21 protein-coding genes are annotated in these 22,924 nt (G+C 56.8%); 14 read left to right on the top strand and 7 right to left on the bottom strand.

Going from position 1 to position 22,924, the window contains the following annotated elements:
• Positions 1-54: 54 nt before the first annotated feature.
• Positions 55-705 (bottom strand): hypothetical protein, encoded by a 651-nt coding sequence (locus NI000_RS31030; RefSeq protein WP_253415222.1) that lies wholly within the window; start codon positions 703-705, stop codon positions 55-57.
• 178 nt (positions 706-883) lie between these two features.
• Positions 884-1,750 carry an ABC transporter ATP-binding protein gene (locus tag NI000_RS31025; protein WP_253415221.1) on the bottom strand — a complete coding sequence of 289 codons (867 nt, stop codon included), beginning with the start codon at positions 1,748-1,750 and terminating at the stop codon, positions 884-886.
• A gap of 335 nt (positions 1,751-2,085) precedes the next feature.
• On the opposite strand from NI000_RS31025, the gene NI000_RS31020 reads away from it, so the two are divergent.
• Positions 2,086-3,096, top strand: a complete 1,011-nt coding sequence (locus NI000_RS31020; RefSeq protein ID WP_253415220.1) for an LLM class flavin-dependent oxidoreductase — start codon at positions 2,086-2,088, stop codon at positions 3,094-3,096.
• Positions 3,097-3,165: 69 nt separating this feature from the next.
• Here NI000_RS31020 and NI000_RS31015 read toward each other — a convergent pair whose 3' ends face one another.
• On the bottom strand, positions 3,166-4,029 hold the full coding sequence (locus NI000_RS31015) for a polysaccharide deacetylase family protein (protein ID WP_253415219.1): 864 nt from the start codon (positions 4,027-4,029) through the stop codon (positions 3,166-3,168).
• 141 nt (positions 4,030-4,170) lie between these two features.
• Between NI000_RS31015 and NI000_RS31010 the strand changes: the two genes are divergently transcribed.
• Positions 4,171-4,971 carry a phosphotransferase family protein gene (locus NI000_RS31010; RefSeq protein ID WP_253415218.1) on the top strand — a complete coding sequence of 267 codons (801 nt, stop codon included), beginning with the start codon at positions 4,171-4,173 and terminating at the stop codon, positions 4,969-4,971.
• A gap of 87 nt (positions 4,972-5,058) precedes the next feature.
• Here NI000_RS31010 and NI000_RS31005 read toward each other — a convergent pair whose 3' ends face one another.
• From NI000_RS31005 to NI000_RS30995, 3 genes are read right to left on the bottom strand one after another with little or no spacing between them, the layout of a single operon-like run.
• The gene (locus NI000_RS31005) at positions 5,059-5,523 is read right to left on the bottom strand and encodes a RidA family protein (RefSeq protein WP_054973153.1); all 465 of its coding nucleotides are present in this window, start codon (positions 5,521-5,523) and stop codon (positions 5,059-5,061) included.
• Positions 5,524-5,553: 30 nt separating this feature from the next.
• On the bottom strand, positions 5,554-7,158 hold the full coding sequence (locus NI000_RS31000) for an N-acyl-D-amino-acid deacylase family protein (protein ID WP_253415217.1): 1,605 nt from the start codon (positions 7,156-7,158) through the stop codon (positions 5,554-5,556).
• An 18-nt stretch (positions 7,159-7,176) separates the two neighbouring features.
• A complete protein-coding gene (locus NI000_RS30995) occupies positions 7,177-8,283 on the bottom strand; it encodes an alanine racemase (protein WP_253415216.1) in 1,107 nt (368 codons plus the stop codon).
• Positions 8,284-8,559: 276 nt separating this feature from the next.
• Between NI000_RS30995 and NI000_RS30990 the strand changes: the two genes are divergently transcribed.
• The 8 genes from NI000_RS30990 to NI000_RS30955 all read left to right on the top strand — a co-directional run bounded on the left by NI000_RS30990 (position 8,560) and on the right by NI000_RS30955 (position 18,144).
• On the top strand, positions 8,560-10,320 hold the full coding sequence (locus NI000_RS30990) for a cache domain-containing sensor histidine kinase (protein ID WP_253415215.1): 1,761 nt from the start codon (positions 8,560-8,562) through the stop codon (positions 10,318-10,320).
• Complete coding sequence (locus tag NI000_RS30985; RefSeq protein WP_253415214.1) at positions 10,317-11,861, top strand: helix-turn-helix domain-containing protein; 1,545 nt, start codon at positions 10,317-10,319, stop codon at positions 11,859-11,861. The genes NI000_RS30990 and NI000_RS30985 overlap by 4 nt, the downstream gene beginning before the upstream one ends.
• 99 nt (positions 11,862-11,960) lie before the next feature.
• Positions 11,961-13,301, top strand: coding sequence for an extracellular solute-binding protein (locus NI000_RS30980; protein ID WP_253415213.1), 1,341 nt, complete (start codon positions 11,961-11,963; stop codon positions 13,299-13,301).
• Positions 13,302-13,370: 69 nt separating this feature from the next.
• Complete coding sequence (locus NI000_RS30975) at positions 13,371-14,246, top strand: carbohydrate ABC transporter permease (RefSeq protein ID WP_253415212.1); 876 nt, start codon at positions 13,371-13,373, stop codon at positions 14,244-14,246.
• A 19-nt stretch (positions 14,247-14,265) separates the two neighbouring features.
• Positions 14,266-15,135: a carbohydrate ABC transporter permease gene (locus NI000_RS30970; RefSeq protein ID WP_253415211.1), complete on the top strand. Its 870-nt coding sequence runs from the start codon at positions 14,266-14,268 to the stop codon at positions 15,133-15,135.
• Between the two features lie 84 nt (positions 15,136-15,219).
• A complete protein-coding gene (locus NI000_RS30965) occupies positions 15,220-16,278 on the top strand; it encodes a Gfo/Idh/MocA family protein (protein ID WP_253415210.1) in 1,059 nt (352 codons plus the stop codon).
• Positions 16,279-16,372: 94 nt separating this feature from the next.
• Positions 16,373-17,248 (top strand): sugar phosphate isomerase/epimerase family protein, encoded by an 876-nt coding sequence (locus NI000_RS30960; RefSeq protein ID WP_253415209.1) that lies wholly within the window; start codon positions 16,373-16,375, stop codon positions 17,246-17,248.
• A 50-nt stretch (positions 17,249-17,298) separates the two neighbouring features.
• On the top strand, positions 17,299-18,144 hold the full coding sequence (locus NI000_RS30955; protein WP_253415208.1) for a sugar phosphate isomerase/epimerase family protein: 846 nt from the start codon (positions 17,299-17,301) through the stop codon (positions 18,142-18,144).
• 274 nt (positions 18,145-18,418) lie between these two features.
• On the opposite strand, the gene NI000_RS30950 is transcribed toward NI000_RS30955, so the two are convergent.
• Positions 18,419-18,892, bottom strand: a complete 474-nt coding sequence (locus NI000_RS30950; RefSeq protein ID WP_054976035.1) for a ribonuclease H-like YkuK family protein — start codon at positions 18,890-18,892, stop codon at positions 18,419-18,421.
• 429 nt (positions 18,893-19,321) lie between these two features.
• Between NI000_RS30950 and NI000_RS36860 the strand changes: the two genes are divergently transcribed.
• The 4 genes from NI000_RS36860 to NI000_RS30935 all read left to right on the top strand — a co-directional run bounded on the left by NI000_RS36860 (position 19,322) and on the right by NI000_RS30935 (position 22,883).
• Positions 19,322-19,453, top strand: a complete 132-nt coding sequence (locus NI000_RS36860; RefSeq protein ID WP_281940989.1) for a hypothetical protein — start codon at positions 19,322-19,324, stop codon at positions 19,451-19,453.
• A 229-nt stretch (positions 19,454-19,682) separates the two neighbouring features.
• A complete protein-coding gene (locus NI000_RS30945; protein WP_253415207.1) occupies positions 19,683-20,192 on the top strand; it encodes a hypothetical protein in 510 nt (169 codons plus the stop codon).
• On the top strand, positions 20,189-20,890 hold the full coding sequence (locus NI000_RS30940) for an AIM24 family protein (RefSeq protein ID WP_253415206.1): 702 nt from the start codon (positions 20,189-20,191) through the stop codon (positions 20,888-20,890). Before NI000_RS30945 ends, NI000_RS30940 begins: the two co-directional genes overlap by 4 nt.
• A 106-nt stretch (positions 20,891-20,996) precedes the next feature.
• A complete protein-coding gene (locus tag NI000_RS30935; RefSeq protein WP_253415205.1) occupies positions 20,997-22,883 on the top strand; it encodes an MHYT domain-containing protein in 1,887 nt (628 codons plus the stop codon).
• The last annotated feature ends 41 nt before the right edge of the window (positions 22,884-22,924 follow it).

Genomic DNA, 22,924 nt, shown 5'->3' with positions numbered 1-22,924 from the left:
TCTGGCAGTAGGGGCGATGCGGCTTTTTGGCATCGAAGGCGCCGAAACGTTTATTTATAAATCTCTTTCCTCTTCGTCGCTTTTCACCGCTAAATCCATTCCGGAGAACGTACCACTGGCAGGAGTGCGGGCATCGGCAACTATTTTGGTGAAAGCTACGTTGATCGTTTTTTTCTGCCTGGGTGGCATGGTCAAGGTGTGATCCCCAAGGATGTCAAGCGATTCCAAGAACGAGCCGACGAGATACCGCTGATTGCGGATAGAAGCGGTGAACAAGATGTCTTGACCGCTATGGTTAACGAAGGTCAGCGAACAAGTACCGGTGACCTGGTCGTCTTCTTTTTTGTAGTTGCAGTTGCTTTCGTCCTTGACGTATTCCAAGGCATAGATGCCTTTGGCCCATACACTTTGATAAGCTACAACCAGTTGGGAGGGCAGCCAGAAGGACAAAATTAAAGCGAGCAGGGTAATCTTTCTTGCGTGGCGCTGCAGCGCGGTTCTAAGCGTGAACAGGCCGGCGAACAGCAGCAGCATCGAGGTGATGCCGACGTAGTTCAAGCCGCTGGCGCCTCGCGACCATACGGGCAGCCCGACCCATTGAAAAAGCCGCTCTCCGAGCGCTTTGGCATCCGGATAGGACCAATTCAAAATAATGGTGCTCGTGATGAGCAATAAAGCGACAGCAAGCCGTTGGCGCCTGCTCATTTCGCGTTCCCTCCTTCGCTCAGGAATACCATTGTTCCGAACGCTTGTGATATTAAATTAAACGAAAAATCTACGGAAAAAGTTTCTTCCCGCAAACCATTTGCCGCAACAAAAAAGGACCCCTCAAAAACGGAGGAGTCCTGAAAAACCTTATACGCAGCAAACATCGGTTCCCGTTCTACTTGACAGCCGCAACAAGCTCCCGCGCTTCGGAGCGCCTGGCGACAGGGGAGACAGCAGCCACCTGAACCGGCCGGCTGTGGCCCGCGAGCTCGTACGGAATGCACAACGGAACACCGGTGCGGGGGTCGGGCACAATGTCCGCTTCGATGCCGAAGACGTTCTGCAGCATCTCTGGAGTCATGACTTCCACCGGGCTGCCTACCGCCGCTACCGTTCCGCGTTTAATCGCCACCATATGGTGCGCATAGCGGGTCGCATGGTTCAAATCGTGAACGACCATCACGATGGTGCGACGCTCTTCGAGGTTCAGCTTTTCCAGCAGCTTGAGCACTTCAAGCTGGTGAGCCATATCGAGGAACGTAGTAGGCTCGTCAAGGAACAGAATGTCGGTTCCTTGCGCGAGCGCCATGGCAATCCATGCGCGCTGACGCTGCCCGCCGGACAATTGGTCGACAGGACGGTCGTGAAATTCCTCCATTCCGGTCATGGCAATCGACCAGCGTACAATCTCTCGATCTTCCTTGGTCAGGGAGCCGAATCCTTTCTGATGGGGGAAGCGGCCGTAGGTGACGAGTTCGGAGACGGTCAATCCGTCCGGGGCCGTCGGGTTTTGCGGCAAAATGGCGAGCTGCTTGGCCACTTCCTTGGTCGATTGCTGATGGATCGACTTGCCGTCCAGGAAGACGCTGCCTTGTTTCGGCTTCATCATGCGGGCCATCGCTTTCAGGATCGTTGATTTACCTGATCCGTTCGCGCCGACCAGCGCCGTAATTTGTCCCGAAGGGATACTGATATTCAAATTTTGTACAATAGACCGTTCCCCGTAGGCAATATCCAACCGTTCCGTATATAACCGTTCCAACCCAATCACTCCCTTAAAATTTAGCTGAACTCCGAGGCAGGAGATCCTATTCAACAAGTGCCGGCGAGAGCACAACAATGACAAGAACGATGATAATGAGAATCTTTATCAATTGAATTGTATAACAGAATACGTTGGAATTTCAACCCTTTTTGGGAATTTTCCTTGTCCGTTTTCCAACAAGTTGTGAATCCCGGATCGAAAGATGGCGAAGCGGAACGGTAAAAGTGCGCAACCGGACTTCTAGGCGTATAATGAATGGAGAAAATAAGTGGCATCCTCCGGCTTCATGAACGCGTCCGAACGTCATAAGAGGAGGGGAATGGAGGATTCGAATGTTAAAGCTGGGCGTATTGGATCAATCGCCGATCATTCCGGGAGAAACGGCGGCAGACGCGATGGCGCGCACGTTAGAGCTGGCCAGAACGGTTGAACGGCTCGGTTATACGCGATACTGGGTGTCGGAGCATCATGACACGCCGGGTCTTGCCGGTTCTTCTCCGGAGATTCTGATCGCAGCCATTGCCGCGCAAACGTCGTGGATTCGGGTCGGTTCTGCCGGCGTGCTGCTGCCTCACTACAGCCCGTATAAAGTCGCGGAAAATTTCCGGGTGCTGGAAGCCCTGTATCCGGGACGGATCGATCTTGGCATCGGAAGGGCGCCCGGCGGCATGCCGATTGCTTCGGAGGCGCTGCGGTACGGCCGGCCGAAGGAGCGGGAAGAGCATTTCGCGGTAATGCTCCGCGATCTCGGAGGCTTTCTATCCGACTGGATGGAGCCGGGACACCGCTTCGAAGGCGTGCGGGCTACGCCGCTCGTCGATACGGCGCCGGAGCTTTGGCTGCTCGGCTCCAGCGGCTTCAGCGCGGATCGGGCCTCGGAGCTGGGTGGAGCGTTCTCGTTCGCGCATTTCATTAACGGGGACGGCGGACATGAAGCGGTTCGGCGGTATTTTGCCAATTACAGGCCCGGCCCGCTCGGCGCGTCTCCACAGGCGAACGTATGCGTGATCGTCATCTGCGCCGACACGGACGAAGAAGCGGAACGGCTGGCGGCCTCGACCGATTTGCGCCTCTTGTTTCTGGAGCAGGGGCAGTTCCGACGGCCCTTCCCGACACCGGAGGAAGCGGCATGTTACCCGTACACCGACTGGGATCGCATGCGTATCCAGGCGAACCGGAAGCGGATGATCGTCGGAGGACCGGAGAAGGTGAGGACGCAGATGCTTGAGTTCAGCAAGGGCTATGGGGTGGAAGAGCTGATCGTGCTGACCTATACGTACGACTTCCAAGCCCGGCTGCGCTCGTATGAGCTGCTCGCAGATTTGTTCGGACTCGGCCGATAACACGAAAACGGGACTCCGTTCGGACCTGACAGGTCTTCAAGGAGTCCCGTATCGCGTACTAGCGAGCTTTTAGGGAAAAGGCTTGACGCTTTGGACGCGCAGCATGATCTGCTTGTCCAACAGCTCGGGCCGGATGGCCGGATTGCCTGCGTTGACTCGCGGAATTTCCAGCTTCGGATTGGCGCGGGTAGCCATCTCGTTCACAATGGTAAAAGCGTAACGAAAGCCCGCTTGCGTAAGAAGATCTTGCGCCGTCTTGGAATGGATGCCGAACGGGTAAGCGTAGCTGTCTGCCGCATGATCGCTGCCGTACAGCTCGTTTAGCCGCTGCGCGCAGGCTTTGGTGTCCGCCGCCACCCGGGCGACGGCCTGCTCGGACGTTTCCAGCGCTCCGTCGTCCCGAGTAAGCTGTCCGGTAAGCGCCGCGGTCTTGCCTTGCTTGAAATGCAAATTGTTCGAGTGGCATTGAAAATCGTAGCGTCCGGGCCGCTCGCTCAGCATTTGCCGGATCTGGTCGCGGGACAGCGCCGGAATCGACGGGGCCAGCGGGTCGTCCAAATCTTTAGTTACGACGAAATTGACGGCCGGCACGTCAAGCTCTTTCAAGATCGGATACGCGTAATCGTAGAAGCTTTTGTAGCCGTCGTCAAAGGTAACGAGCACCGCTTTGTCAGGCACGGAACCGCCATCGTAAAATTGCTTGAATTCGTCGAGCGAAATGAAATGATAGCCTTTCGATTTCAAATAATTGAGCTGATCGCGAAACAAAGCGGTGGAGACGGTGCTCGAGCTTTGATCCGTATCGTGGACATGATGGTACATCAGGACGGCCACTTGATCGCGGTAGCGCAGCGCGTCTTTATACGACCAGGCGTCAAGCGCGCCGATCAAGATCGCGGCAAGCAGCAGAGCAGCCAAAACTTTTTTGATCATAGCAGGGTCTCCCTCGGGTAAAGCTGAAGCAGCTTCCGGATAAAAACGTCTATAGTCAGTTATATCGGTTCCGGGAGCGAATTTCAAGTTTAGTTACATTGCCCCGGCACAACCGGGCCAAGAGAAGGGGAAGTCGTCGTCATGAAGCTGGGGAAGCGCATCGGACAAGGATATACGGCGGAAGTATTTGAATGGGGCAGCGATAAAATCATCAAAGTGTTCCGGCCCCATACCGGAGACTTGATGGAATATGAATGGCAGATCAGCCGCCAGGTGGCCGGGCTCGGACTGCCGGTGCCCGCGGTTTACGGAATCGAGGAGGCCGAGGGCAAACGGGGAATCGTATATGAACGGGTGGCGGGTCCGACCTTGACGCAGGTGATCGCGGCGAAGCCTTGGCGCATCGCTCAAGCTGCGGGGCAGCTCGCTGCGCTGCACGCGGAAATGCACCGCCGTGAGGCTCCGGGGCTTCCGAAGCAGAAGGAGATCCTCGAACGCCGCATCCGCGAAACGTCCTTGCTGTCCGAGGAGACCAAGGCGCGGGTGATCGAGCGGTTGAGTCGGCTGCCCGAAGAGGTCAGGCTGTGTCACGGGGACCTGCATCCCGAAAATATGATGATGACCGCTCAAGGTCCGGTCATTATCGACTGGATGACCGGCATGAGCGGCCATCCGGATGGTGATGCGGCCCGAACGCGGCTCGTTTTGGACTATGCGTCGCTTCCGCCGGGAATGCCGAAGCCGATGAAGCTGCTGTTTACCGCGCTGCGCCGGCAGTTGTGCAGGACGTACTTGAAAGAATACATACGGCTTACCGGCAGCACGATGGAGTCAATGGAGGCGTGGATGCTGCCGCTTGCGGCCGCCCGGCTTGTGGAGAGCATCACGGAGGAGGAGCGGGGCAAGCTCCTGGAGTTGGTGAACCGGCAGCTTAACAGCTAAGGCGCAGCCATATAAAAAGCACCTCTAGCACTCGGGGATTCCGATGCCGGAGGTGCTTCTACATTAAGCCGACCGTCTTCGATTCGCCTAATCGCGGATTTCCACAATCAGCTCGATTTCCACCGGCGTGTGGAACGGAAGGTCGCTCGTGCCGATCGCGGAGCGGGCGTGCTTGCCGTTCTCGCCGAAGACATCGACAAGCAAGTTAGATGCGCCGTTCATAACATACGGCTGATCGCCGAAGCCTGGTGTGCTGTTGACGAAGCCGAGCAGCTTGACGATTTTGACCACGCGGTCGAGGTCGCCCAGGTAGCCTTTCAGCACGGCCAGGCAGTTGATGATCGTTTGACGGGCCGCTTCTTGGCCTTGCTCGATCGTAACTTCTTTGCCCAGCTTGCCTTCGTACATCAATTCGCCGTTAATGCGGCAATCTTGTCCGGACAAATAGAGCAGGTTGCCCGTCCGGTTGCACGGAATGTACGTAAAGCGCGGCTCCGGGGACGGGGGCAAAGTAATGCCGAGTTCTTGTAAACGTTGTTCGATTTGGGACATAAATAGGATACCTCCGATAGTTTCGTTAAATTAATGGGCGCAACACGACGCTGCACGAATAAGTCCGCCTTCGCGGGCATGCGTGTGTTGGTCGCCGGTGAGCGTTGTTTTGCCCGCCACAATGACGTGCGAGATGCCGTTCGGATACTGTCTCGGCTCTTCGAACGTGGCAAGATCCTGGATCGTATCCGGATTGAAGACGGTCAGATCCGCGGCATAACCGGGAACGATCAATCCGCGTTTGCCCAGCTTGAAGCGCTGCGCCGGGAACGACGTCAGCTTGCGGACCGCCTCCTCCAGCGACAGCACGCGCTGGTCGCGCACGTATTTGGCGAAGACGCGAGGGAACGTGCCGTACAGCCGGGGATGCGGCTTGCCGGTTTCGCAGGTTAGGCTGTCGGAAGCGATCAGCGACTTTTCATACCGGACCACCTGCGAGACGTCGTCGTCCGACATGTGGAAGTACACGATCGAGATGCGTCCTTCCTCTTCCAGCAGCAGATCCATCATGCAATCCGCCGGATGCTGGCCGCGCTCCTCGCTGATTTCCGCGATATGCTTGCCTTCCAGATGCCGGTTCTTCTCGGTATGCACCGCCGAGATGACGACGCTCTGCCAGCCGGTGGAGCAGACGAGGTTGTCCCAATCGTCCTGCTCGCGGCCAAGCTCCTCGCGGATGCGGGCGCGCAGCGAAGGATCGCGGAACGCTTCCAGCGTGCCTTCGATCCCGCCTTCGAGCACCCATGGCGGAAGGACGGTCGTCAGCGTCGTGGAGCCTGCGTGGTAAGGGTACACGTCGCAGGTCACGTCCATGCCGCGGGCCCGGGCGTCCTCGATCAACTCCAGCGCCTCCAGCACCTTGCCCCAGTTCCGCTTGCCGGCAGCCTTCAAGTGGCTGATGTGCAGCGGCACGCCGGCTTTCTCCGCAATCCAGATCACTTCCTTGACGGAAGGAATCAGATTGTTGCCTTCACCGCGGATGTGCGTGGAGAACAGCCCGTCGTACTTCGGCAGGATGGAGCACAGCTCTGCGATTTCTTCCTTGGCCGTATAGCTGCCGGGGGCGTACAACAGGCCGATGGACAGCCCGATGGCGCCGGCCCGCAGCCCTTCCTCCAGCATCAGCTTCATGCGCTCCAGCTCGTGCGGCGCAGCCGGGCGGTTCGCAAAGCCCATGACGGCGATGCGCAGCGCGCCGTGCGCGACGTAGGTGGCGACGTTCTCCGATGGGCCGGAGCGGGCCAGATGCTCCATGTACTGCTCGACGGTTTCCCAGGGCCATGCCCAGTCCGTCTTGCCCAGCACCGGCTGGACGTAGCTCTGCAGCAGCTCGGCGCGCTCCTTTACGAAGGGAGCCGGCGCGAGTCCGCAGTTGCCGACGACTTCCGTCGTCACGCCCTGCCGGATTTTGATCTCGCTGTGCGGATGATCGAAAATCATCAGGTCGGAGTGGCAATGGCCGTCGATAAAACCGGGAGCGATGACTTGGCGGTGCGCATCGATGACGCTTCTCGCTTCCTGCTCCACCCGGCCGACGGCGGCGATCCGCCCGTCTTTGACACCAACGTCGCCGAAAAACCAAGGATTTCCGGTGCCGTCCGCAATACGTCCGTTACGAATGATAAGATCCAGCATGATTTCGAGCCTCCCCGCTTACTGCAGCTTGCCGCGCGCCAGAACGGCCCGCTCCTCATAGTTGTCGCCGCTCTTGAAATACACTTTGTCATGCAGATTGACGGTGCTGCAAATATGATTCGGGATGATGTGCAGCACATCGCCGGCTTTCAGGCCGGAAGCTTGGGCCGCTGGACCGAGCCGCAGCATGCCGTGCTCCTCCGACATCCGCTCCAGCACCGCGTCCTCCAGCTCGACGACGTGCCCGAAGCCTTTGAGCTGCATCGGGTCCGTGTTCGGCTGTACGTCGGTGGCGAATGTCTTGCTTCCTCCGTCTACTACGGCCAGATCGTCAGCCGGCCTGCTGACGACCGTGACGCGGACGCTACCGGCGCAATCGCCGAGCGAGCAGACGCCGAGGCGGGCCTGCATCCGGTCTTGGAACACGTAAGTACCCGGCCGGATTTCGGTCACGCCTTTGGCCACCGCGGCCTGAAGGCCTGTAGGCGTGGAGCCGACGCTGACGTCCGCGATCGGCACGCCCTGGGCGCGAATGCGGTCTGCGAGCTCGGCCATCAGCCGGCCTTCCTCAGCGCCGGCCGCTTGCAGGTCGAGCGTCGGCTTGCCGCCGAGCAGCGCGCCGCGGAACGTGTAGATGCCCGTCAGGCGCAGTCCTTCCATCGCATGGATGGCGGATGCCAGCGCTTCCGCTTGGTCGTACGGCACGCCTGTCCGGCGCAGACCGGTATCGATCTCGAGGCGGACCTGCAGCTCGCGTCCCGCCTCAACGGCGGCTTGGGACAGCAGCTTGGCCCCGTCCAGACTGTCGACGCCGACGATCAGCTCGATTTGCCCACTGAGCCGTACCGCACGTGCGATTTTGGCCGGGGTGACAAGTGGGTAAGCAATAAAAATGTTCTTGATGCCGTGCTCTGCCATCACTTCCGCCTCGGATACTTTCGCGACGGTAATGCCTACCGCGCCGGCGTCCAGCTGCTTCTGCGCGACCCATGGCATTTTGTGCGTTTTGGCATGGGGCCGCAGCGCGATGCCGAGTTTTTTGGCCGAGTCGGCCATGGAACGGATGTTGCGCTCCATGATGTCCGTGTCGATGATCACGCTGGGGGTATCCAGTCGGTCGTTCATCGTCTCACTCACTCCCATAATATTTCGAATATTCTGATAAGTGTAAGAGCACCGCCCTGATTCGAGCCGAATTTCCCTCTTCAGACCGGTCGTTTCCGGGGGCTGCATGGTCCCCGGGTCATTCTGAGAAAGATACTAACATAATCCAGCGTGAAATCAAACAAAAAGTTTTTTTGGTTGAAAAAAAGTATGTTAGCTTCCCCCTGAAAATGTGCTAGTATTAAGGCATCGCAACGCTTACAATTCCATTTCCAAGCTAAACGGGGGAACGACACAATGAAACGGTGGCTGTCGAAGTCGCTCAAACACAAGCTGTCCCTGCTGCTCCTGCTTGCGATTGTCCTGCCGCTGCTCGCCACGGGAGCGGTTTCGTACAATATAGCGACCTCCGCCACGGAGGAGAAGGCGAAGCAATCGGGCATGAACACGCTGCGTCAAATAGCGGATAAGCTGGAGTTCGTTATACAGGACGTCGAGAACATGTCCCTGTTTATTATCGGCCAGCGGGAGGTTCAGGCGTATCTGGACAACGACCGGGAGGACGTGGCCCGCTATACGCTCAACGTCGGCTTTTTGACCAATCTGGCTTTTTCCAAAAAATATATTTCCAACATCACCATCAAATCGGCGAACGGCTATCCGCCGCTGTCCAACTCGACGGTGCTTTATTCGGGGCTACCGGAAGTGCTCCGCAAGAACGAGGAAATTTACCGCAGCAGCACCAAATGGTGGACGCCGCTGTACGAGAATCGGACGACGGAAGGGCTGAAGAAAGTCGTCTCCCTTGTCCGTCCGATCCGCAACGTGAATAACTTCAAGCCGCTCGGCGAGCTGTCCATCAGCTTGGACGAAGCCGAGATTGCCCGCTATTTGAAGGAATCCGGCTGGGAAGCCAAAGGCTTCGTGCTGCTGCTGGACGCGAACAACCGGATTTTGTCCGGCGGCGAGTCCGGGTGGCTGAACCGTCCCGTCAGCGAGCCGTTCCCGGATATCGGGCCGATGGCGGAGCCGAGCGGCGTGCTCAATTACGGCCAAGGGGACGGGCAGAAAACGATTTTGTACTATACGCTCCCGAGCCTCAACTGGAAGCTGGTCGGCTTCATCCCGACCGAAATCTATACGGCGCAGAACGTCTATGTGCTGACGGTTACCGCGGTAGCGGTCGGCATCTCGCTGCTGCTGGCCGCCGGACTGGTGCTTTATTTCATCCAGTGGGTGACGCGGCCGCTGACCCGGATGACGCAGACGATGAAGGACATCAACCCGGACGAGCCGATCCCGACGTACGAGGTGAAAAGCAGCGACGAGGTCGGCCTGCTGCTGCACAGCTACAACAAGCTCAGCGACCGGATTCAGCGGCTGAAGGAGCAGGTGCAGCTGAACGAGGCGAAGAAAAAGGAAGCCGACATCCTCGCTCTTCAGGCGCAGATCAACCCGCACTTTTTGTACAATACGCTATCCTCGATCCATTGGATGGCCTTGATGAACCAGGACCGGCAGATCGCCGAGATGGTCGGGGCGCTCAGCGATTTTCTCCGGTTCAGCCTGAACAAGGGCGAGGAGTTTTGCCCCGTGCAGCAGGAGATCGCGCATGCGCAGAACTATGCTTACGTGCAATCGATCCGCTTTCCCGGCCAATTCGAGATGGAGGTGTACATCGACCCGGCCATGCTCCAGCAGCCGATGCTTAAGCTGCTGCTTCAGCCGCTGATCGAGAACAGCCTGATTCACGGCATTCAGAAAAAACAGCAGCCCGGCTTCGTCTATGTTCACGGCGAGCTGAGCGGCGCGCGGATGAAATTTGTCGTCGAGGATACGGGGATCGGCATCGAGGCGGACAAGCTGCGCGAAATTCGCCGGCAGCTCGCTTGGACGGGGAACGGCGCGCCTGCGGCCAAGACCAGCTATGGCTTACGCAACGTGCACCAGCGCCTGATGCTGCATTACGGCAGCGAAGCGGGGCTGACGATCGACAGCGAGCCGGGCAAAGGCACCCGCGTTTCTTTTAGCATTCCGGTATTGGAGGAGCACGCATGAAAATTTTAATCGTAGACGACGAAGTGATCATAAGGAACGGTCTGTGTACCGTCATCGACTGGAAGGAGCTCGGCTTGACGCTGCTTCCCCCGGCTTCGTCCGCCGAGGAAGCGCTAGCGCGCATCCCGGTGGAGAAGCCGAATATTTTGCTCACGGACATCCGCATGCAGGGGATGGACGGCATTCAGCTCGCGCACGAGGTGAAGCGGCTGCTCCCGGACACGGAAACCGTCATTCTGACGGGCTACGACGATTTTGCATACGCCCAGCAGGCGCTGCGCGAAGGAGTGACCGATTACCTGCTCAAGACAAGCCGGCCCGAGGAAATTATTAAAGCGGCGATGAAGGCGAAGCAGCGCATCATGGATAAATGGGAGAACGCCAAGCAGGAAACGATGCAAACGGCGGCACTGCGCAGCCAGCTGCTGGATCGGCTGCTGATCCAGGGCGACGAATCGTCCCTGGCACCGGTGCAGGCCTGGTTCCGCAAAAACGGCGTGCAGCCGGACGAATCGTCTCTGGCGCCGATGCGGGTGCTGCTGCTCGCGGCAACGGGCTGGGGGGACGGAGCGCTCGCCGGTCTTTTGCTCGGAGCTGCCGAAAATATGCTCTATGAGCTGCTTCCGGCGGTAACGATGCTGAAGGCGGACCGAATCGTGCTTGTCGTGCGGGAGGAAGCCCGCGTATCCGACTGCAGCGGCTTGGAACGGGCCATCGACCGGGTGCGGCGGACGTTGAAATGTACGGTGTTCGCGGCGCTTGGCCGTTCCGTGGCTTCGTACGGCGAGCTGCAGGCCTCTTATCGGGAAGCCGGGACGGTATTTGCGTACCGCGGACTGCTCGGGGCCGAGGGGCTGTACACGTCCGGGGACATCGCGGACCGCTGCGGCGGCCGGACCGTCTGCTCCCAGAAGGAGGAGTCGGAGCTGGCGGCCATTCTGATGAGCAACAACGGGGCCGACCTGCGGCATTGGGTGAACCGGAAGGTACGGGAGCAGCTCGAAGATCCGGCGGCCATTCCGTCTTCAGTGCAGGCGTATCTGCAATCGATGGTCATTGCCGGCCACCGCTGGCTGGAGCGGTCGCAGGGCGGCGGGAAGCCGGAGGCGGCACCGGCCGCCCTCCATACGTTCGAAGTCGATTCGCGCGCCGAGGACGAGGTGTTCAAGCTGCTGTCCTCGGTGATGGCGGCGTTTCACGAAGCGATTGCCGACAAGCCCTATGCGTATATTCAAAAATCGATCGCCTACATCAAGGAGCATCTGGACCAAAACTTATCGCTGCAGCAGGTGGCCAAATTCGTTCACTTGAACCCGAACCACTTCAGCGAAGTGTTCAAGCGGGAGACGGGGCTGAACTATATCGAATTCGTCACGCGGGAGCGGATGCGGCGGGCCGCGGAAATTTTGCAGGAGTCGCAGGCGAAAATCAGCGAAGTGGCGAACCGGGTCGGCTACGAGGACATCAAATATTTCAGCCAGCAGTTCAAAAAGCATACCGGACAGACGCCGTCGGAATTCAGGCAGTCGGTCAAAGACTGAATTCTTTCCACCCTAGGGCCGAAATCTCTCCCGTTACGTATCCCGGGGGTTGTCCTCTATACTGAAGCAGTACACACATATACAAGGAGGGTTCGTAAGATGAACAAAGCGGCTACAACGGGAGTCCTGTTGACCCTCTCGCTTTCGCTTCTCGCCGGCTGCGGCTCGGGTGGGGATCAAGCGGGCACAGGCGGCAGCGCGGGCGGAGACAAAGGAAAAGCGTCCGATAAAGTAAAGCTTTCGCTATGGCATAACTTCACCGGGGACGATCTGCGCGCCAAAACGATGCGTGGAATCATGGAGCAGTACAAGAAGGATCACCCGAACGTGGAGTTGGATATTCAGGGCATTCCGCCAGATGGTTACAGAGCCCGTTTGAAAACGGTTGCGGCGGCGAACGAAATGCCCGACTTGTTTGTGATGTGGCCCGGCGTTATGACCAAGGAATTCGCCGGAGGCGATCTGCTTCAGCCGATCAATCCGCTGCTGGACAGCAAAGCGGATTGGAAAAACGGCTTCCTGCCGGGCTCCTTCGACGACTTCACGCTGAACGGCAACATTTATGCTGCTCCGATGGGGCTGTCTCCGACATCGATTTTATACTACAACAAAGCCATGTTCGATAAACACAATGTCAAGCCGCCGAAAACGTGGGATGACATGATGAGTCTGGTCGAAACGTTCAAGAAAGAAAAAATAACACCGATCGCTCTCGGGAACAAAGCGGCCTGGCTAGCGCAATCCAGTATTTTGAGTTCCTTGGCCGACCGTGTGACGGGAACGGAATGGTTCCTGAACGCGGCCGAGCAAAAAGGCGCGAAGTTCACCGATCCGGAATTCGTGCAGGCACTGACATACCTGCAGCAGCTCGGCAAAGCCGGCGCGTTCCAGGACGGCTTCAACAGCATCGACAATACGCAGATGGAGCAAATGTTCGCGCAAGGCAAAGCGGCGATGATGATCGACGGCGGCTGGGCGCTGACGAACCTTGCGGCCAATGCGTCCAAAGAAGTGCTGAACGGCATGGACGTGACGGTGCTGCCTTCCGTTCCGAACGGCAAAGGCGACCCGAACTCCCTTGCCGGCGTCGTCGGAACCGGTCTCGGCATGAGCAAGAAAACGTCCGGCGCAAGCAAAGAAGCGGCGTATGAGCTGATTTACGCTATGTCCGGCCCGGCGGCACAGAAGGCGACGCTGGAAAGCAATCAGCTCGTTAGCTACAAGGTCGATCTCGATACAACCAAAGTTTCCTCACTGTTCGCCAAGGTTCATAACATGGTAGGGACCGTGAAACGGACGCCGGTTTATGACGGACGCCTGAGCTCGGCCGCAGCCGATGTCGTGAACAACGGCCTGCAGGAGCTGCTCATGGGCGCCAAGCCCGAAGACATAGCGAAGAAAATTCAAGACGCGCAAGCCAAGTCGGTCGGCGCAAAATAAGATGGGCCGCGCGATTCCAGCTCTTCACCGGGGCTGGAATCGCCAGTTCCGGAAGAAGGAGGGGATTCCATGACGGCAACGGCACGTATTCGAGGGTTTATTGCGATAGGTCTTCTCCCGGCCACGCTGATTTTCGTCTTTTTCGCGATTATACCGATTTTCTGGTCTGCGTATTACGGCTTTTTCGATTGGAAAGGCATCGGGGCTGCGAAGTTCATCGGCTTCGACAACTACGTGGAAGTGATTCGCGACCCGATTTTCTGGCTTTCGTTTAAGAACAACATGCTGATCGTCGCCGCTTCGGTGTTCGGTCAAATTCCGATCGCGCTTATTCTGGCGCTTTTACTCACAAGCAGCTCGCTCTTTCAACGGATGATCCGCGCTTCGGTATTTATGCCGATGGTGCTTTCCTCGGTTGTCGTGGGGATCATTTGGAGCTACATTTACCACCCGCAAATCGGCATTTTGAACTTCCTGCTCGACGGCCTCGGCCTCGAATCCTGGAAGATGCAGTGGTTATCCGATCCGAAAATATCCATGTATATGCTCATGATCCCGATTATCTGGAACTACATCGGGCCGTACATGATTATGTTTATCGCCGCGCTGCAAAATATTTCCCCGGAAATTGACGACGCTTCGCGAATCGACGGTGTCGGGCCGGTACGGAAATTGTTCTCGATCACCCTGCCGATGATTTGGGACACGATCAAGGTTGCCGTCGTGCTCTGCATCTCGGGCAGCTTGAAGGCATTCGACCTGATCTACGTCATGACAAACGGCGGACCGGCGCACTCGACCGAGCTGCTCGCTTCGTATATGTACAACAACACGTTCAACGTCTTCCGCTTCGGTTACGGCAGCGCTGTCTCGACCGCGATCATTATTCTCAGCCTGCTGCTGATCTTGGGAAGCCAATACCTCATGAAACGCAATTACCGATAACCGAAAGGAGGGACCCGTCATGGAACAAGCTTTGTCAGTAAAAACGGGAAGCGCCGCGGGCAAAGCCGGGGCAAAATGGAACCGCGGGATCATTAACGTCCTGCTCACGCTTTACGCCCTCGTTACGCTTTATCCTCTGTTCTGGCTGTTCGTCAGCTCTTTTAAAACGAACGAAGAATTTCATTCCAAGCCGTTCTCCTTGCCGGAGGTATGGCAGTGGGACAACTTCGTGCGGGCTTGGGAAGTATCGGCGATGGGAACGTCGCTTGTCAATTCGACCATCGTTACCGTCTTGTCGTTGATTCTGACGCTGGTGCTTGGCGCGCTGGCGGCTTACGTGCTGGCACGCTTTGATTTTAAATTGAAGCCTTTGTTCATGGGCTTGTTCTTGCTCGGCATGCTCATTCCGATTCACAGCACGCTCGTGCCGCTCTTTGTCCTGATGAAAAAAGTCGGGCTGCTCGATACGTACGCAGCGCTCGTGTTTCCTTATACGGCGTTTGAGCTGCCGCTCGCAATCTTCGTCGTCGCGGCGTACTTGACTGCGATTCCGAAAGAGATCGAAGAAGCAGCGCTGATCGACGGCACAGGGTATTGGGGCATCTTCTTCCGCATGATGCTGCCGCTCAGCCTGCCGGCCTTGTCGACCATAGCGATTCTTGGCTTTTTGCGGTTTTGGAACGACTTCGCGTTCGCGCTCGTCTTTATCAGCAAGCCCGCTTTAAAAACGATTCCGCTCAGCTTGTCCGTTTTTGCCACTGGGTATGCGACCGACTACAAGCTGACGATGGCTGCGATGTCGATCGCGGTACTACCGACCATTATCGTCTACCTGCTGTTCCAGGAGCAGATTATGAAAGGGATGACGGCCGGAGCGGTCAAGGGATAAATTGATCTCATGCGGGGAGAAATATTTGCAATTCACAGACTTGGACAAATGTGGTAGTATCCGGGTGGAGAGAGGGGGATCAGCATGGCTGGTTTAAAAGTAGCTGTGATTGGCGCAGGCTCGATTTCGGAAATGCATTTAACTTCGTATCAAAATCATCCCGAGGTGGAGCTCGTCGCCGTCTGCGACCTGGTGGAAGAACGGGCGCGGCAGGCCGCCGACAAGTTCGGCGCGAAAAAGGTGTACACCGATTACCGCGAGCTTCTGGCGGACCCGGAAGTGGAAGCGGTCAGCATCTGCACCTGGAACAACTCTCATGGCGAGATCAGCATCGCGGCGCTCGAAGCGGGCAAGCATGTACTGTGTGAAAAGCCGCTGTGCACGACCGTCGATAAGGCGCTCGAGGTGGAAGCGGCGGTTCGCCGGAGCGGCAAGCTGCTGCAGGTCGGCTTCGTGCGCCGGTACGGGACGAACACCAAGGTGCTGAAAAAGTTCATCGACGCAGGCGAGCTCGGCGAGATCTATTATGCGAAAGCGTCCTACCTGCGTCGCCTCGGCAATCCGGGCGGCTGGTTCTCGGACATCGAGCGTTCGGGCGGCGGACCGCTGCTCGACATCGGCGTGCATGTGATCGATCTGTGCTGGTACTTGATGGGGCGTCCGAAAGTGAAATCGGTGACGGGCAATACGTACAAGAAGCTCGGCAACCGCTCGAACGTACAAAATTTGAGTTATTACCAGGCGGCGGACTTCGACGCTTCCAAAAACAACGTTGAAGATATGGCGAACGCTTTGATCCGCTTCGAGAACGGTGCTTCGCTGATGGTGGACGTCAGCTTTACGCTGCATGCGAAGAGCAACGAGGTGGCCGTGAAAATATTCGGCGAGCGGGGCGGCGCGGAGGTCGAGCCCGACTTTACGATCGTCACGGAAAAGCACGATACGATTTTGAACGTGACGCCGCAGATCGACAATTCGACCTTTGATTTTATGGCAGGCTTCCAGAACGAAATCAATACCTTCGTCGACTGCTGTCTCGGACGGGCTGAACTGGTCAGTCCGGTCGAAGACGGCGTAGAGCTGACCAAGATCATCTCCGGCATCTACGAGTCGAGCGAAAAAGGCATCGAAATTCAATTCTAAAACCAAGTCCGGTGAATGGCGCGCTGCGCGGATGGAAGAAGGTCCGCCTGCTCTGCTTCGTTCACCGGACTTCTGAATATGGAGGAGAGCGGAGATGAAATTAACGAACAAAATCGGCGTGATCGTTGACAGTTTCGGTGTCGGGGTTCGCGAAGGACTGCGCAAGGCGAAGGAGGTCGGCGCCGACGGCGTGCAGATTTACGCGGTTAGCGGCGAGATGGACCCGGCCGCCCTGACGGCGGAGGCAAGACGTGAGCTGAAAGCGTACATCGCTTCGCTGGGGCTTGAAATTTCCGCGCTCTGCGGCGATCTGGGCGGGCACGGCTTTCAGGACGGCACGGCCAACCCGGCGAAGGTCGAGAAGTCGAAGCGCATTCTCGATCTGGCGCTCGATCTCGGCACCAACATCGTAACGACCCATATCGGTATTGTACCCGAGGAGACGAACGGCGAAGTATACCACAACATGCAGAAGGCCTGCGAGGAGCTGGGACAGTATGCCAAGGGCTGCGGCGCTTATTTCGCCATCGAGACCGGCCCGGAGCGGTCCGCTCATTTGAAAAGCTTCTTGGATACGCTCAGTACGAACGGCGTTTCGGTGAACTTCGATCCGGCGAACATGGTCATGGTCACGGGAGACGACCCGGTGGAGGGCGTGCGGCTGCTTAAGGATTATATCGTCCATACGCATGTGAAGGACGGCATCCGGTTCCGCGAGGTAGACCCGCGCGAGGTATACGGGGCACTCGGCTTCGAGCCGATGGATCATGGCAAAATTGCGCAGATGGTCACGTCCGGCGAGATTTTCAAGGAAGTGCCGCTAGGCGAAGGGCGCGTGCCGTTCGACGCTTATTTTGCCGCGCTTCAGGAGATCGGCTATCAAGGATATCTGACGATCGAGCGCGAAGTCGGCGTGCAGCCGGAAGTGGATATTCGGCTCGCGGTCGATTTTATTCGCCGATATAAATAACGAACGCGGACATTGGAAACCCGGTGAATAACAGCGGAGGAGTGACATGCATGAAAATTGCGCTGAGCGTATGGAGCGTTCATTCTTATTTCAACAGCGGCGAGTGGTCGCATGCGGATTTGGCTGAATTTGTGGCCAATGAGACGAAAGCGACCGGCATCGAGGTGCTGACGCGGTATTGGAAGCCGGAGGAACTGGAAAGCTTCCGCGCTGCGCTTGACCGCCATCACTTGGAAGTAGCCGCGGTCGGGGCGTCCAACAACTTCTCCTTCAGCGATCCGGCCAAACGAACGGAGCAGGTTCGCGAGATTACGGGCGCGGTCGATTTGGCCCGGACGCTAGGCACCCGCATCGTTCGGGTATTCGCCGGCGACGTTCCGCCGGACGGCAGCTCCTATGACGAGGTCAAGGGCTGGATCGTCGAAGGGCTGCGGGAAGCCGCTGCCTACGCTGCAGAGAAGGACGTTCTGCTGTGCCTCGAAAACCACGGCGTATTCGCCGGAAAGGCCGATCAGGTGCTGGGCATCTTGCAGGAAGTGAACTCGCCGTTCCTGCGCAGCACGTTCGATACGGGCAACTTGCTGCTCGTGAACGAGCACCCGGGAGAAGCGCTGGAAACGCTGCATGCGCAAGTCGCCCATGTGCATTTCAAGGACTTCGTTCGCGTGGACGAGCATTACGAAGGCCGGGCGTATCCATCGTTGTCCGGCGACCGGTTTGCCGGGCGCATCGCCGGAGAAGGCAGCATCGATCTGAACAGTCTAATGACAAGGCTGCGTCACGCGGGCTACAACGGCTGGCTGACGGTCGAGTACGAAGGCGACGACGAGCAAAAATCCGGCGCAACCCGTTCGGTCGCAAACCTGGACCGAATTTTATCTACTATATATATATAAACGCAAAAAAGAGGGCTGACAAGCCCCCACGGGTGCCGAGAATGTGGTTTTTAACTAAGAATAGAGATACATACGGAGGTGGGGTATCTACTGGAGGAGCGATAGCGATCACCTTTGTCTGCGGGAAATGTCCGCTGTTAAGCGGCTTCCAATAAAATTTCCTGCAGACAACAGTGACCGGAAGTAGATACCCCACCCCTCGTACACCTCTATTATCTCACCTGACCACTTTCTCAACACTCCGAAGGACTCCAAGCCCTCTTTTTTGCGTTCCTCACTCCGCAAATCGGTCCGCCACCGAACTGGCGCCGAACGACATCGGCTTAATCCGCGCTTCGTAGCCGACGGAGGTGACCCAGCCGCAAATTTCCTGAATCAGCACCTTCGTCTCGCCCTGCTGGCCGATATCGATGTGAATTTCCAGCGGCCACTGGGAAGTCAGGTCGCTCATTCCGCTGCGGTTCAGCAGCTCGACCAGCTCCAGGCTGAGCTCGGTTTCGCGGTATATGCGCGTGCGCAGGTCGAAGAGCGGGCGGCTGCTCCGTTTACGGTAAAAAAAGCGGGCTCCCTTGCCAATCCGGTGAATGATGACGGCCGTGACGAGCGTCGTGCTGCGCCGGGTCGTATGGGAATCCGTTCCGATAACCAATTTATAGCTTGCTTCCTGATCTTCTTGGACAAAGTCGTGCAGGATTTTAACCATTTCCTCCAATGTAACGGAACCTCTAGTCGGGCTAAGGAACATCATCTGTTATCCAACTCCCTCCAAGATTGAAAATGACCCCATAGCTATAGTTTACGCCAAAAATCGTTAAAATAGTTTAAATTTACAGCGGATCAACTGGAATCGGAACTTGGAATTCAACGGGTAATCAACAGAAAAGCAAAGGAGCAAACGAGGTTCAAAAAGAGGATCGACGTAAGAAAGTAGAGTGTGTTAAACGTAAGGCGTTTGCATAAAGGAGCCGGGCCCCTTTAAAAAAGAGCCTAAGCCTTACGGCTCAGGCGAATGAAAAAAACATCCTCTTTTATTGTAAAGTAACGTGAGAGCAAATTCAAATCGTTGAACATCGGAAAATTTTAATAAAATTCTGAAAAATAATTCAAAATAGAGCGCTTTCATCATATAATGGAATTAACCTGTCAGCGGCATCGCTGTAAAAGGAGGCTTGGCGCCATGGAGGGAAGATTTTCCGTCGGACTCGTAATAGGAACGATGCTCAGTATACCGCTGTGGGTTTCCGCTATCGGGTGGATGAGGCTCGCAGGTTCCGCTGTAGAATATTTATTCCGTCATCATATCATCTAATGATCGGGCAGAGTGCTGCGAAGATGGCCCGGAGATCCGTCCCGGACGTCTCGCTCTTCCGTTTGCCTACGTCATAAGACCGCACTTTCCGCAGGCGAATGCTTCCGGAAGAACGCGGTCTTTTCTTTGTCCTTCGCATAGGGGGAGCATGTTCCTTTTTGTCGAAAAAACAGGTAAAATAAAGGAAATACGCCTGTTATTTCGTACGATTAGGAAGGGGAGAGCACGTATGAAAACGATGCTGCGTCCGCTCGAAAAGCCGGAACGGGGAATCAAGGTCAAAGCGGGGACGGCCTGCCTTTTTCTGCTGCTGACGCTTCCCTGGCCTGTTGCGCAAGCAGGCTTTTTGGACCGGGTAAAAGACATTTACGACATGCCGGAGCAGATCGGACAGCTCCAGAATCAATATAACGAGACGAAGCAGGAGCTGGAGCGGAACCGGGAGCAGCTTGAGACGACGCTCAAGCGCTCGGAGGAAGCCACGGAGCAGTACAAAGCGACGGAGCAGCGGCTGATGGAGGAAAATCGCGAGCTCCGCAGCCGCAACGAGCAGTTGGAGCAGCTGATCCGGCGCTTGGAAGAGGCGGAGCAGGCAAGTGCGCAGCGCACGAGACAAATCGTTCGGACGGCGCTTACGGGAGTGCTGCTTGTTGTGCTCTATTTTGTTCTGATGCGCGTGATTCGGCTGGTCGTATGGCGCCGGAACCGCAGCGCAAGCCACCGGGGAGGGAACGGATGAAGATTCATGTAGAAGAAGGAGCCGGAAGCGACGGACAAGCGGCAGCTGTGGAGCTTGCCGCCGGCGAAGCCGCCTTGGTGCTGCATCCAAAGCAGATCATCGCCTTTCAGGGAAGTTCCGGGAGCCGGGAAGATCGTCTATTGAATGTGGCCGGAGTTTACCGGAAGAAGCGTTGGATCGAATCGCGTTTGACCGGCCCTGCGCGCTTTGTGCTGGGCGTTCCGGCAGGCTACAGCCTCCGGGCGCTGGAGCTGCCCGAGGATAGCAGCCTGCTGTTCGACATCCGGTATGTGCTGCTGTACAGCGAGGGAATGAAGCTGCAGAGCCGGTTCCAAAAAATCAAGCAAGCTGTCGTGACGCAGGATTGGATTCGGATGAAATTTTCCGGCGGGGGCACCCTCGGTCTGCTTAGCTGCGGCCCTTTATGCGAGCTCACGATCGATCCGTCGGAACCGGTTTATGTCGATATCGGCTGTCTCGTCGCTTATCCAGAGGAAGCCAAGCTGCAGCTGTGCGTCTACGGCAACCCGCTTGCAAGCCAGCGCATGAACTACCATTGGGAAATTACCGGCTCGGGCAAGGTGCTTTTGCAGCCTTCCAGACCGAGATTCGGGCTGGCCGATCCTTTGCAGGGCGATTCCTTGTTCAAACGGATTTTGAGAGAGGCGCTACCGTTCGGCGGAGTCATTATAAAGTAAAATTTATGAAAAAACGTGAAAAAGCAGGAATTCCTTGTCCTCCGGTAGAAATGGTTAACTAGAAGATGAAATTTGACGAAAATTGCAAAGGGATGGGAGTGTGTGAATGGAGCACCTGCACGGAACCTACAGTATCCCTCTTGTCTTGTTGTCCGTCTTTATTTCCATCTGTTCCTCGTATTGCGCACTGGATTTAAGTGAAAGGATGCCGAAGCTTTGCGGCCGTTCCAAATCGCTGTGGATGGTACTCGGGTCCGTCATCATGGGCCTCGGCATTTGGTCGATGCATTTTATCGGCATGCTGGCCTTACATCTCCCCGTCGACGTTCGCTATCATTCTCTTTATTTGATTTTGTCCATCCTTTTGCCGATAGGCGCTGCTTGGGCCCCGCTTTCTGCCATCTCCGGGGATGCGCCGACCTGGCGACAGTCGCTTGCCGGCTTTCTATGGATGGGTCTTGCGATTGCAGGGATGCATTATACCGGAATGGCCGCGATGCAAATTCCCGGAATGATTACGTATAACGTATATTGGGTCGGCGTGTCGCTGCTCATCGCTTTCGGCGCTTCGTTCGTCGCTTTTCGCTGGTCGTTCGTTTACCGAACAACACACGAAGGGAGACCGTCGTCATTTTCGGCAAAATGCATCACGGCCACTCTGCTTGGCTTCGCCATAGCAGGGATGCACTATAGCGGCATGCAGGCGGCCAATTTCCAAGTGAACGGGTCCTTGATGTATGGTTCAGGAGAGGAGCTTCAAGGCTTGGACGATATGCTGCTGGCTTCGTGGATCGGGGCGGCGGCGCTCATTGTGCTGCTGCTCTTTGCTTTCAGCCAATTTCTGGAGCGAAGATTCGCGCAGCGGCTTGCGGATGGGAACAAGCAAAGATACGACTCCGTCTTCGAGCATAATCCCGACATGGTTTGTCTGTTCGATTTGAGCGGGCGGCTTCTTCGGGCCAATCCCGCCGCCGAGCGCATTAGCGGGTATTCCCGGGAGCATTTTATCAGCCAGCCCTTCACCCGCTTTATGAACCGCCGGGACAGCATGAAGATCCGCGCCTGCTTCGTCCAAGTGCTGGAGGGGACGCCGCAGACGGTCGAATGCTCTATTCGTCACCGGGACGGCCGGATTGTGCATTTGAGCACGACGATCGTGCCGATGATGGAGGACGGAAAGATCGTCGATATCTACACGATCTCAAAGGACATCACCGTGCAGAAAAAAACGGAGCGGCAGCTGATCGAAGCGAAGCTGGAGGCCGAACGCGCGGCCCGGGTCAAAAGCGAATTTCTCGCCGTCATGAGTCACGAAGTCCGCACCCCCTTGAATGGGGTGATCGGGATGAGCGAGCTCCTGCTTGAATCCGAGCTGAACGAGGAGCAGCGCGAGTACGTGAAGATTATCGGCAAAAGCGGCAAGACGCTGCTGTCCGTCATCAACGATGTGCTTGATTTTTCCAAAATCGAATCGGGTAAAATGAATATAAAAAACGAGCCTTTCCATCTGGCGGAATGCCTGCAGGAGACGCTTCGGCTGTTCACGCCGCAAATCCAGCACCGCGCGCTTGAACTGCAAGTGTACTCCGATTCCGCGGTCCCCGAGTTTCTGATCGGAGACGAGGTCCGGCTCAAGCAAGTTTTGATAAATCTGATCGGAAATGCCGTCAAATTCACGGAACAGGGGGGAATTGAGGTTCGCGTTCGGCAAGTCTGCCGCAGGGGAGCGCAATTGGAGCTTGAGTTCACGGTTCGGGATACCGGCATCGGCATCCCGACAAAAGCAATTCCGTATTTATTCCAGCCATTCTATCAATTGGATTCCACAGCGCGCAAGCATGGAGGCACCGGTCTCGGTCTGGCGATAAGCAAAAAACTGGTGGAGCTGATGGGCGGCAGCATACGGGCGGAATCTTTCCCCGGAAATGGAGCCGTCTTCGTGTTTACGATCCAAGTCCGCTGCGCCGAAGATAAGATGGCCGTACGGCTTTAGCTGTCCGGCCTTATTTTTGTCCGCTCGGCTCGGAAAAGCAA

It is taken from the genome of Paenibacillus tyrphae, from assembly GCF_024158745.1.
Taxonomy (GTDB): domain Bacteria; phylum Bacillota; class Bacilli; order Paenibacillales; family NBRC-103111; genus Paenibacillus_G; species Paenibacillus_G tyrfis_A.
This window is presented reverse-complemented; position numbering and strand designations above follow the sequence as displayed.